Here is an 11578-nt window from a genome sequence, read left to right as displayed (position 1 = left end):
GTAAAAGAGACGGGTGCCGGGGCGGCCGGGACGGCCGGGGGGGGGGGCGGGCCGGGCGGAGGGAGGGGGGGGGTGGGGAAGCGGGACGGCGAGGGACCCGCCGGTGGAGCCGGCGCGGCGCCGGGCACGGTCGGGTCCGACCCGGGCCGCGGGTACTCCAGGAAGGCGTCCTCATCGGACTCGTACCGATACACCATGGTGGCTACACTAGGGGCCATTGTCCCTTTCGGGGGTAATTTCGCGATATTCCGGCGCAGCGGCGTGGCGTCCCTGCGCCCGCACCGTCGCCGGCGCCATTCCCCGGCGGTGCGACAATGCCCCTCGTGACCGGCGACCACTACTTCACCGCTGAACCCGCGACCCCCGCGCAGCCGCGCGAGGTCGAGTTCTCCGTCGCCGGGCGCGACTACACCCTCGCCTCGGCCAGCGGCGTCTTCTCCGCCGCCCGGCTCGATCCCGGCACGGCGGTGCTGCTGCGCAAGGCCGAGCTGCCGGCACCCCACGCCGCCGGCCCGATGCTCGACATCGGGTGCGGCTTCGGGCCGATCACCTGCGTGCTGGCCACCTGCGCGCCGGCCGCCACCGTCTGGGCCGTCGACGTCAACCAGCGGGCCCGCGACCTCACCGCCACCAACGCCGCCCGGGTCGGGGCGGCCGACCGGGTCCGGGTGGCCGCGCCGGACGACGTGCCCGCCGACCTCAGCTTCGCCCAGATCTGGTCCAACCCGCCGATCCACATCGGCAAGGCGGAACTGCACGAGCTGCTGCGGCGCTGGCTGCCCCGGCTCGCCCCGGACGGGACGGCCTGGCTGGTCGTCGCGCGGCACCTCGGCGGCGACTCGCTGCACCGCTGGCTGGTCGAGCAGGGCTGGCAGGTCGAGCGGCACGCCAGCCAGAAGGGCTTCCGGGTGCTCCGGGTCACCCGGTAATCCGGTGTCGCCCGCGCCCGCCCCTCGGGCAGGATGCCCGCGTGGGATACGTGGACGTGGCAGCGGTCGGGCACATCCTCCCGGACGGCCGGGAGCTTTTCGCCGACGTGTCGTTCCGGGTCGGTGAGGGCGCCAAGGTGGCGCTCGTCGGCCCCAACGGCGCCGGCAAGACCACGCTGCTGCGCATGGTCGCCGGCGACCTGCCGGTGAAGGCCGGCACCGTCGCCCGCTCCGGCGGGCTGGGCGTGATGCGCCAGTTCATCGGCATGATCGGGGACGAGTCGACCCTCGCCGACCTGGCGCTGTCGCTGGCCCCGCCGGCGCTGCGCGACGCCGGCCGCAGGCTCGCCGAGACCGAGGCGGCCATGCGGGCGGCCGAGGTCCGCGGCAAGTACAGCAGCGCCGCAGGCAAGGCCCAGCTCGCGTACGCGGACGCGCTGGCCGCCTGGGGCGAGGTCGGCGGGTACGACGCCGAGGTCCTCTTCGACACGGTCGCCACCATCGTCCTCGACCTGCCCTGGGACGCCGCTCGGGAGCGCCCGGTGCGGACCCTCTCCGGCGGCCAGCAGAAGCGGTTCGCGCTGGAACTGCTGCTCCGCGGCCCGGACGAGGTGCTCCTCCTCGACGAGCCGGACAACTTCCTCGACGTGCCCGGCAAGCGGTGGCTGGAGGCCCGGCTGCGCGAGTCCGGCAAGTCGGTGCTCTACGTCTCGCACGACCGGGAGCTGCTCGCCCAGACGGCCGACCGGGTGGTCGCCGTGGAGGGCGGCAGCGCGTGGGTGCACCCGGGCGGCTTCGCGAGCTGGCACGAGGCCCGGGTGGCCCGGCACGCCCGCCTCGACGAGCTGCGCCGCCGCTGGGACGAGGAGCACCAGAAGCTGCGCGAGCTGATGCTGATGTACAAGCAGAAGGCCGCGTACAACGACGGGATGGCCTCCCGCTACCAGGCCGCGCAGACCCGGTTGCGCAAGTTCGAGGAGGCCGGGCCGCCGCCCGTACCCCCGAAGGAGCAGGACATCCGGATGCGGCTGACCGGCGGGCGGACCGGCAAGCGCGCGGTGGTCGCCGAGCAGCTCGAACTGGACGGCCTGACCTACCCCTTCGACCTGGAACTCTGGTACGGCGACCGGGTCGCGGTGCTCGGCGCGAACGGGACCGGGAAGTCGCACTTCCTGCGCCTGCTCGCCCGCGGCGGCACCGACCCGGACCCGGCCAACACCCCGGTCGACGGCGCGGCGGCGCTCGCCCCCGTCGCGCACGACGGCCGGGTACGCCTCGGCGCCCGGGTCCGCCCCGGCCACTTCTCGCAGACCCACGACCGGCCGGAGCTGATGGCGAAGACGCTTGTCGACATCCTGTGGCGGGGCGACGAGCACCGGGCCGGCATGGACCGGCACGCGGCCATGGCGGCGCTGTCCCGGTACGAGCTGGCCGGCCAGGGCGACCAGCGCTTCGGCACCCTCTCCGGCGGCCAGCAGGCGCGCTTCCTGGTGCTGCTGCTGGAGCTGTCCGGGGCGACCCTGCTGCTGCTCGACGAGCCGACCGACAACCTCGACCTGGCCTCCGCAGAGGCTCTCGAAGCCGGGCTGGCCGCGTTCGCGGGGACGGTCGTGGCGGTCACCCACGACCGGTGGTTCACCCGCTCCTTCGACCGGTTCGTGCTGTTCGGCGGGGACGGCGAGGTGGTGGAGACCCCGGAGCCGGTCTGGGACGTGGCGTGATCGACGCGGCGCTGGCCGCCCGGCTGTGCGCGGTCGACGGCGTGGTCGCGGTGGCGCTCGGCGGCAGCCGGGCCCGGGGCGAGCACCGGCCGGACTCCGACTGGGACCTGGGCCTCTACTACCGCGGCGCGCTGGACCTGGCCGCCCTGCGGGCGCTGGCCGGCGCGGTCGCCGACGGCGAGGTGGCGCTCACCGAGCCGGGCGGCTGGGGGCCGTGGGTCGACGGCGGCGGCTGGCTGCGCATCGGCGGGGTGCCGGTGGACTGGATCTACCGCGACCTGGACCGGGTGCACGAGGTCTGGGCGGAGTGCCGGGCCGGCCGCTACACCGTCGGGACGCAGGCCGGGCACCCCCTCGGCTTCTACTCCCACGCGTACGCGGGGGAGGTGGCGCTGGGCCGGGTGCTCGGCGACCCGACCGGGGAGCTGACCGCGCTGCGGGAGCGGACGCAGGCGTACCCGCCCGCGCTGGGGGAGGCCCTGGTGGCCGGCGGCTGGGAGGCGGGCTTCCTGCTCGACGGGGCGGCCAAGGGCGCGGCGGCCGGCGACGCCGGGTACGTGGCCGGCTGCCTGTTCCGCGCGGTCGGGGTGCTGGTCCAGGCGCTGCACGGCCGGGCCGGGCGCTGGCTGGTCAACGAGAAAGGCATGATCGCCTCGGCCGGGCGGCTGCCGGGCGCGCCGCCCGACTTCGCCCGGCGGGCACACGCGCTGCTCGGCGCGGTGGGGCGTACCCCTGAGGAGCTGGCGCGGACCCTGGCCGGCGCCCGGCGGCTGGTGGCCGAGGCGCTTGGCGGAGTGGCCCGCCGGTGAGCGGCATAGGGTGGATCTCGTGACTGAGATGACCTACCGCCGGTTGGGCGACTCCGGGCTCGTGGTGTCCGTCGTCGGCATCGGCTGCAACAACTTCGGCCGCAAGCTCGACATCGACGGCACCCGGGCGGTGGTGGACGCCGCGCTCGACGCCGGGATCAACTTCTTCGACACCGCCGACATCTACGGCGAGCCGCAGGGCGGCTCCGAGGAACTGCTCGGGCAGGCGCTCAAGGGCCGCCGGGACGACGTGGTGGTCGCCACCAAGTTCGGCATGGACATGCACGGCCTGAACGGGCCCGACCACGGCGCCCGGGGCGCCCGCCGCTACATCGCCCGGGCGGTCGAGGCGTCGCTGCGCCGCCTCGGCACCGACCACATCGACCTCTACCAGATGCACGAGCCCGACCCGGGCACCCCGATCGACGAGACCCTCGCCGCGCTTGACGACCTGGTGACCGCCGGCAAGGTGCGCTACCTCGGCAACTCGAACTTCGCCGGCTGGCAGATCGCCGACGCCGACTGGACCGCCTCCTCCCAGGGCCGCACGCGCTTCATCTCCGCGCAGAACCACTACTCGCTGCTGGAGCGGAGCGTCGAGGCCGAGGTGATCCCCGCGTGCGAGCGGTTCGGCCTCGGCATGCTGCCGTTCTTCCCGCTGGCGAACGGCCTGCTCACCGGCAAGTACAAGCGGAACGAGGCCCCGCCCGCCGGCAGCCGGCTGTCCGGCGGCGGCCGGTACGCCGAGCGCCTTGCCGCCGCCGACTGGGACACCATCGAGGCCATCGAGGCGTACGCGGCCGAGCGCGGGATCAGCATGCTCCAGGTGGCCATCGGCGGGCTCGCCGCCCGACCGGCGGTGACCTCGGTGATCGCCGGCGCCACCACCCCCGAGCAGGTACGCGCCAACGCCGAGGCGGGTACCTGGCAGCCCACCGACGAGGACCTCGACGCCCTCGACGCCCTCCTCTGACCCACCGCACCTCCGCTGCCCCGGCACCCGTCCTCCGGCTGCCGGGGCAGCCTGCTACCCGCCCCCGTGCTCTCGCCCACTCGGTGGAACGCCATGTAGGTGTCCGGGCCGGTTTGACCTACATGGCGTTCCACCGACGGTCAGCGCGACGTGGAGGTGGCAGCGCGCTCGCGAAGGGCCTGGCGGACCAGGGCGACCGTGGCGCGAGGGTGGCGGAGGACGTCGTCGGCGGTGAAGCGGAGGACGAGCCAGCCGGCCGCGCGGAGGGCGTTGAGGCGGGCCACGTCCTGGCGGAAGTGCGCCCGCTCCCGGTGGTGGTCCCCGTCGTACTCGACGGCGACGCGGAGCGCCGGCCAGGCCAGGTCCACCCGCGCGACGAAGCGGCCCCGGGCGTCGCACACGTCGTGCTGCGCGGTGAGCGGGCGAGCAGGTCGGCGCCCCACAGGAAGGCCGCGCTGCGCCCTGCGATCGCGGCGCCCGGTGGCAGACGTAGCGCCACCGCGTCGCACCACATGCGATGGTCGTCCGGGCGGTGGCCGTCGCGGTGCACGTACACGTCGGGCAGGAGGCGTCGCCAGGCCGGGCCGTGGAGCATCGCCCACGTCAACAGTCCTTGGGCGACGGCCGTGCTACCTCGGAACGGCAGGAAGGACAGCCGGCGGGGGACGCGGGCGGGCGAGGGCATCCGGACAGCATGACGTGATCGGGAGATCACCCGCTGTCCCGTCCTCCATCCGGGACGGTCGGTGGGAAATTCCCCACCCGCCCCTTGGCGGATGCGCACACACGTCGTACGGTAGGCCGCAAGTGACCCACGGGAGCCCGGTGCCACCGGGCTGAGAGGGGGGCTGGAAGCCCCCGACCGTCGAACCTGATCCGGGTAATGCCGGCGCAGGGAGGAGAGTTGCCGTGCCGTCCCTGGGACGACTGCATCTGATCACCGACACCCGGCCGGGGCGGGACCCGCTCGCCGTGCTGCGCGCCGCCCTGCCGGTGGCCCGCGCCGAGCTGGTCGTCCAGGTCCGGGTCGAGGACGACGCCACCGATCGGGAGGCGTACGAGCTGGCCAGCCGGGTGGTCGGGCTGTGCCGGCCGTACGGGGTGGCGTGCCTGGTCAACGACCGGTTGCACGTGGCGCTGGCGGTCGAGGCCGCCGGGGGCCACGTCGGCGCGGAGGACCTGCCGGTGGCGGCCGCCCGCCGGGTGCTCGGCGCCGGCGCCGTGCTCGGCGCGACCGCGCGGGAGCCGGGCGGCGCCGCCGCCGCGGTCGCCGCCGGTGCCAGCTACCTGGGCGTGGGGCCCTGCCACGCCACCACCACCAAGGCCGGCCTGCCCGACCCGATCGGCCCCGCCGGGGTCCGCGCGGTGGCCGGCGCGGTGGACGTGCCGGTGATCGCCATCGGCGCGGTGACCGTCGCGTCGGTGCCGGCGCTGCGGGCCGCCGGCGCGTACGGGGTGGCGGTGGTGGGGGCCATCTCCGCCAGCCCCGATCCCGCCCGCACGACCGCCGAACTGATCGAGGCCCTGACGTGCTGACCCGACCGGACGTTGCCATCGTGGGGGCGGGACCGGTCGGGCTGGCGATCGCGTGGCGGTGCGCGTCCCGTGGCCTGCGCGTGGCGGTTCACGACCCCGCCCCGGGCACCGGGGCCTCGCACGTCGCCGCCGGGATGCTCTCCCCGGTCGCCGAGGCGTACTTCGGCGAGCACGAGCTGACCGGGCTGCTCACCGAGTCGGCCGCCCGCTGGCCCCGCTTCGCCGCCGACCTGGCCGAGGCGGCCGGCGCCGACGTCGGCTACCGCGCCGACGGCACCCTGGTGGTCGGGCTCACCGCCGACGACCTGGCCGAGGCGCGGCGGCTCTGGTCGTACCAGCAGGGGTTGGGACTGCCGATCACGCCGCTGCGCCCCTCGGAGTTGCGCGACCGCGAGCCGGCGCTGGCCCCGCGGGTGCGCGGCGGCGCGGTCGCCCCCGGCGACCACCAGGTCGACCCGCGCCGGCTGGTCACCGCGCTGCGGGCGGCGGCCGAGCGGGCCGGCGCGGTGCTGCGCCCGGCCCGGGTCGGCGCGCTGTCCGAGGTGGACGCCGGGGTCACCGTCGTCGCGGCCGGCTGCGGCGCCGCCGCGCTGACCGGGCTGCCGGTCCGGCCGGTCAAGGGCCAGGTGCTCCGGCTGCGCGCGCCCGGTCGCGGCACGCCGGACTTCCGGCACGTGATCCGGGGGTACGCCGACGGCGAGTCGATCTACCTCGTGCCCCGGGACAGCGGGGAGGTTGTCGTCGGGGCGACCGTCGAGGAGCGTGCCGACACCGAGGTGACCGCCGGCGGGGTGCTCCGGCTGCTCCGCGCGGCCGTCGACCTGGTTCCAGAGCTGGCCGAGTACGACCTGGTCGAGGCGACCGCGGGGCTCCGCCCCGGTACGCCGGACAACGCGCCGATCATCGGGCCGCTGCCCGGCCGGCCCGGCGTGCTCGTCGCCACCGGACACCACCGGCACGGCATCGTGCTCACCCCGGTCACCGCCGACCTGGTCACCGAGCTGATCGTCACCGGCGAGCCGGACCCGCTGCTCGCCCCCTTCACCCCGGACCGCTTCGGGAAGGAGCCCAGGTGAAACTGATCGTCAACGGCACGGGGCAGGACCTGCCCGGCGGCGCGACCGTCGCCGACGCGGTCCGTGCGGTCACCGCCCAGGAGCGCGGCCTGGCGGTGGCCGTGAACGGCGAGGTGGTGCCGCGCGGCGGCTGGTCGTCGACCGTGCTGCGTGCCGGTGACCGGGTCGAGGTGCTCAGCGCCGCCCAGGGCGGGTGAGCCGGATGTCCTTCGAGATCGGTGGGGTCGGCTTCGGCTCCCGGCTCATCCTCGGCACGGGCGGCGCGGCGAACCTGCACGTGCTGGAGCAGGCCATTCGCGCCTCCGGCACCGAGCTGGTCACCCTCGCGCTGCGCCGGGTGGACACCGACACCGCCCCGGGCGCCGCCGGCGGCCTGCTCGACCTGCTGGACCGGTGCGGCGTACGGCTGCTGCCGAACACGGCTGGCTGCTACACCGCGTCCGAGGCGGTGAAGGTGGCGCGGCTGGCCCGGGAGGCGTTCGACACCGACTGGGTGAAGCTGGAGGTGATCGGCGACGAGCGCACGCTGCTGCCCGACGGGGTGGAGCTGCTGCGCGCCGCCGAGGAACTGGTGGCCGACGGGTTCATCGTGCTGCCGTACACCTCGGACGATCCCGTCCTTGCCCGGCGGCTGGCCGACGTCGGCTGCGCGGCGGTGATGCCGGCCGGCGCGCCGATCGGCTCCGGGCTCGGCGTGAGCAACCCGCACCACATCCGGCTGATCCGGCAGGGCGTGGACGTGCCGGTGATCCTCGACGCCGGGATCGGCACCGCGTCCGACGCCGCGCTCGCCATGGAGCTGGGCTGCGACGCCGTGCTGCTGGCCAGCGCGGTCACCCGGGCCGCCGACCCGGTGGCGATGGCCACCGCCATGCGGTACGCCGTCGAGGCGGGACGGCTGGCCCACGGGGCGGGCCGGATCGCCCGCCGCTTCCACGCCCTGGCCTCGACCCCCGACGAGGGAAGGCCCGACCTGTGACCCCCGGCTCCCCGGTCGACCTCGTCGTGAGAACACCCGCCGAAGGGCCGCTCAGCACCGGGATCGGGGTCTGCTCTGCAGATCTTGGTGGGAAGTGGCCCCTGGAGGGGCCGGATCCTTCCAAGATCTCGGGCAGTGCCGTGCCGTCGGGCGTGGTGCTGTTGACCGACCGATGGCAGGCGCGGCGGCCGCTGGTCGAGGTCGTCGAGGCGGCCGTCGCCGGGGGAGTGCGCTGGGTGGTGCTGCGGGAGAAGGACCTGTCCCAGGCCGAGCGTGCCGCCCTGGCCGCCGAGTTGCGCTCGATCCTCGCCGACGCGGGCGGCCGGCTGATCGTCGCCGGGCCCGACCCGCTCAACGGTGACGCCGTGCACCTGCCGGCCGCCGGCCCGTACCCGCCGCCGGCCGTCCGGCTGGTCGGCCGCTCCTGCCACGACGCCACCGAGCTGGCCCGGCTCACCACTGAGGACTACGTGACGCTGTCGCCGGTCTTTTCCACGAGGACCAAACCCGGCTACGGGCCGCCCCTGCACCCCGCCGGGCTGCGCGAGCTGGTCGCCGCCAGCCCGGTGCCGGTGCTCGCCCTCGGCGGCATCGAGACCCCGGAACAGGTCCGCGAGTGCGTCGCGGCCGGCGCCGCCGGGGTGGCCGTGCTCGGAGCGCTCATGCGCGCCGACGATGCCGCCGAGGTCGCCGCCGCGCTCATTGCGGCTCACCGGGCGGCTGATCGGGCCGGTCACGGGGCGGCCCGACCAACCCCCGCCCCGGCGCAAGCCGTCCCAACGGCGGCCACCGGCGCAACCACTCGGCCGCAGCCCCCCAGCGCAACCACAGAGGACAAAGAGTGACGCCGAAGACAACACTCACGATCGCCGGATCAGACTCCGGGGGCGGTGCCGGCATCCAGGCCGATCTCAAGGTCTTCGCCGCCCTCGGCGCGTACGGCACCAGCGTGATCACCGCGGTCACCGCGCAGAACACCCGGGGCGTGGACGCCGTCCTGCCGCTGCCCCCGCAGACCGTGCGCGACCAGCTGGACAGCGTCCTCGGCGACTTCGACGTGCGCGCCGTGAAGACCGGCATGCTCGGCACCCCGGCGGTCGCCGACGCGGTGGCCGAGGCCGCGAAGGTCGGGCGGCTGCCCCACCTGGTCGTCGACCCGGTGCTGGTCGCCACCAGCGGGCACCGGCTCGGCGTGGTGACGGCGGTCGAGCGGCTGCTCCCGTACGCCGAGGTGGCGACGCCGAACTGCGCGGAGGCCGCCGCCCTCACCGGTCGCCCGGTGACCACGGTCGAGGAGATGGTCGCGGCGGCCGAGGCGCTGGCGGCCGGCGGCCCGACGCACGTGGTGGTGACCGGCGGCGACGTGGACGCGGCCGGTGAGTCGGTGGACGTGCTGGCCGGTGCCGGTTCGACCACCCTGCTGCGCGCGCCCCGCGTGCCGACCCGGCACAACCACGGCACCGGCTGCTCGTTCTCGGCCGCGATCGCCGTCCGGCTCGCGGCCGGCGACCCGGTACCGGTCGCGGTGGCCGCCGCCAAGGAGTACGTGACCCGCGCGCTGACCGGCGCGCGGGACTGGGAGCTGGGCGCGGGACGCGGCCCGCTGGACCACTTCGGCTGGTCCGCTTGACCGACAGGGAGGCTGTCATGCAGGCACGCAGCAAGGTCTACGTCGAGGGATCACGTCCGGACATCCGGGTGCCGTTCGCCGAGGTGCGGCTGACCGGGGACAACCCGCCGGTCCGGCTCTACGACACCTCCGGCCCCGGCTCGGAACCGGAGGTGGGGCTGCCGCCGCTGCGCGGGCCGTGGATCGCGGCCCGCGGGGACGTCGCTCCGGTGCGCGGCGCGGGCACCCCGCTGGCCGGGGTGGACGGTCGCCGGCCCACGCAGCTCGCGTACGCCCGGGCCGGGATCGTCACGCCGGAGATGGAGTTCGTGGCGATCCGGGAGGGGGTCGCGCCGGAGTTCGTCCGGGACGAGATCGCGGCCGGGCGGGCGGTGCTGCCGCTCAACGTCAACCACCCGGAGTGCGAGCCGGCGATCATCGGCAAGGCGTTCCTGGTCAAGGTCAACGCCAACATCGGCACCTCGGCGGTGACCTCCTCGGTCGCCGAGGAGGTGGAGAAGCTGACCTGGGCCACCCGGTGGGGCGCGGACACCGTGATGGACCTGTCCACCGGCAAGCGGATCCACGAGACCCGCGAGGCGATCGTGCGGAACTCGCCGGTGCCGATCGGCACCGTGCCGATCTACCAGGCGCTGGAGAAGGTCGGCGGGGACCCGGTGAAGCTGAGCTGGGAGGTGTTCCGGGAGACGGTGGTCGAGCAGGCCGAGCAGGGCGTCGACTACATGACCGTGCACGCCGGGGTGCTGCTGCCGTACGTGCCGCTGGCGGTGGACCGGGTGACCGGGATCGTCTCGCGGGGCGGCTCGATCATGGCGGCGTGGTGCCTGGCGCACCACGAGGAGAACTTCCTCTACACCCACTTCGAGGAGCTGTGCGCGCTGCTCGCGCGTTACGACGTGACGTTCTCGCTGGGCGACGGGCTGCGGCCGGGCTCGATCGCGGACGCCAACGACGAGGCGCAGTTCGCCGAGCTGCGTACCCTCGGTGAGCTGACGAAGGTCGCCTGGGCGCACGACGTCCAGGTGATGATCGAGGGCCCCGGGCACGTCCCGATGCACAAGATCAAGGAGAACGTGGACCTCCAGCAGGAGTGGTGCCACGAGGCCCCGTTCTACACGCTCGGTCCGCTGACCACCGACATCGCGCCCGCGTACGACCACATCACCTCGGCGATCGGCGCCGCGATGATCGGCATGTTCGGCACCGCGATGCTCTGTTACGTCACCCCGAAGGAGCACCTCGGGCTGCCGGACCGGGACGACGTGAAGGCGGGCGTGATCGCCTACAAGATCGCGGCGCACGCGGCCGACCTGGCCAAGGGACACCCGGGGGCGCAGGCCTGGGACGACGCGCTCTCCAAGGCCCGGTTCGAGTTCCGCTGGGAGGACCAGTTCAACCTGGCGCTGGACCCGGAGACCGCCCGGTCGTACCACGACGCGACGCTCCCGGCCGAGCCGGCGAAGACCGCGCACTTCTGCTCGATGTGCGGGCCGAAGTTCTGCTCCATGAAGATCACGCAGGAGCTGAAGGACTACGCGGCGCGCGGCATGAAGGACAAGTCCGAGGAGTTCGTGGCCGGCGGCTCAGTCGCGGTGGTGCCGGCCGGTACGCAGCGACCGGGCGTCGTCCGCGTTGTCGTCCGAGGCGAGGCCGGCGACCCAGTCGACGTACTCCTCGTCCTGCGCCGCGAGCGGCTCGGACTCGCGGTCGGCCTCGCCCGGCTCGCCGCCCTTGCCCCGGTTACGCCGGAACAGGCCGCGCCGGGCCCTGGCCTTCCCGCCGGCCGACTCGGGGGCGTCGACCTCGGACAGGTCGGCGTGCCGGCCGGCGGGTGGGGTCTCCGGGGCCGGACCGTCCCAGGCCGGGAGGATCGGGCCGGTGCTCTCCGGGGCGCGGCCGGTGGGACCGGCGTCCTCCGGGGCACG

11 protein-coding genes, 1 pseudogene and 1 riboswitch are annotated in these 11578 nt (G+C 75.1%); of the genes and pseudogenes, 11 read left to right on the top strand and 1 reads right to left on the bottom strand.

The window, feature by feature from the left end:
• The first annotated feature begins 323 nt into the window (after positions 1-323).
• Genes ACW0Q9_RS24060 through ACW0Q9_RS24045 form a run of 4 tightly spaced genes read left to right on the top strand, consistent with a single transcriptional unit; the run spans position 324 to position 4432 of the window.
• Positions 324-929 carry a class I SAM-dependent methyltransferase gene (locus tag ACW0Q9_RS24060; protein WP_456184950.1) on the top strand — a complete coding sequence of 202 codons (606 nt, stop codon included), beginning with the start codon at positions 324-326 and terminating at the stop codon, positions 927-929.
• 41 nt (positions 930-970) lie between these two features.
• The gene (locus ACW0Q9_RS24055; protein WP_456184948.1) at positions 971-2650 is read left to right on the top strand and encodes an ABC-F family ATP-binding cassette domain-containing protein; all 1680 of its coding nucleotides are present in this window, start codon (positions 971-973) and stop codon (positions 2648-2650) included.
• The gene (locus tag ACW0Q9_RS24050) at positions 2647-3459 is read left to right on the top strand and encodes a nucleotidyltransferase domain-containing protein (RefSeq protein WP_456184946.1); all 813 of its coding nucleotides are present in this window, start codon (positions 2647-2649) and stop codon (positions 3457-3459) included. Before ACW0Q9_RS24055 ends, ACW0Q9_RS24050 begins: the two co-directional genes overlap by 4 nt.
• A 10-nt stretch (positions 3460-3469) precedes the next feature.
• Positions 3470-4432 (top strand): aldo/keto reductase, encoded by a 963-nt coding sequence (locus tag ACW0Q9_RS24045; protein ID WP_456184944.1) that lies wholly within the window; start codon positions 3470-3472, stop codon positions 4430-4432.
• 140 nt (positions 4433-4572) lie between these two features.
• Here the strand turns inward: ACW0Q9_RS24045 and ACW0Q9_RS24040 are convergent, their stop codons facing one another.
• Positions 4573-4833: an endonuclease domain-containing protein gene (locus ACW0Q9_RS24040; RefSeq protein WP_456184942.1), complete on the bottom strand. Its 261-nt coding sequence runs from the start codon at positions 4831-4833 to the stop codon at positions 4573-4575.
• Between the two features lie 403 nt (positions 4834-5236).
• Positions 5237-5347: riboswitch (TPP riboswitch) on the top strand.
• Here ACW0Q9_RS24040 and ACW0Q9_RS24035 point away from each other — a divergent pair.
• From ACW0Q9_RS24035 to thiC, 7 genes and pseudogenes are all read left to right on the top strand, one after another.
• A complete protein-coding gene (locus ACW0Q9_RS24035; RefSeq protein ID WP_456184940.1) occupies positions 5342-5968 on the top strand; it encodes a thiamine phosphate synthase in 627 nt (208 codons plus the stop codon). (Overlaps the previous riboswitch by 6 nt.)
• Entirely contained in the window at positions 5962-7044 is a 1083-nt protein-coding gene (gene thiO, locus ACW0Q9_RS24030; protein WP_456184938.1) for a glycine oxidase ThiO, read from the top strand. The genes ACW0Q9_RS24035 and thiO overlap by 7 nt, the downstream gene beginning before the upstream one ends.
• A complete protein-coding gene (gene thiS, locus ACW0Q9_RS24025; RefSeq protein WP_456184936.1) occupies positions 7041-7241 on the top strand; it encodes a sulfur carrier protein ThiS in 201 nt (66 codons plus the stop codon). The genes thiO and thiS overlap by 4 nt, the downstream gene beginning before the upstream one ends.
• On the top strand, positions 7238-8023 hold the full coding sequence (locus tag ACW0Q9_RS24020) for a thiazole synthase (RefSeq protein ID WP_456184934.1): 786 nt from the start codon (positions 7238-7240) through the stop codon (positions 8021-8023). The genes thiS and ACW0Q9_RS24020 overlap by 4 nt, the downstream gene beginning before the upstream one ends.
• Positions 8024-8163: 140 nt before the next feature.
• Entirely contained in the window at positions 8164-8868 is a 705-nt protein-coding gene (locus ACW0Q9_RS24015) for a thiamine phosphate synthase (RefSeq protein WP_456184932.1), read from the top strand.
• Entirely contained in the window at positions 8865-9653 is a 789-nt protein-coding gene (gene thiD, locus ACW0Q9_RS24010) for a bifunctional hydroxymethylpyrimidine kinase/phosphomethylpyrimidine kinase (protein ID WP_456184930.1), read from the top strand. Before ACW0Q9_RS24015 ends, thiD begins: the two co-directional genes overlap by 4 nt.
• Before the next feature lie 17 nt (positions 9654-9670).
• Positions 9671-11254 (top strand): annotated as a pseudogene (gene thiC / locus ACW0Q9_RS24005) (phosphomethylpyrimidine synthase ThiC); the annotation flags it as partial.
• Positions 11255-11578: the final 324 nt, after the last annotated feature.

It is taken from the genome of Micromonospora sp. I033 (assembly GCF_053890995.1).
The sequence above is the reverse complement of the archived record's forward strand: the minus strand, read 5'-3'. Positions and strand labels throughout refer to the sequence as shown.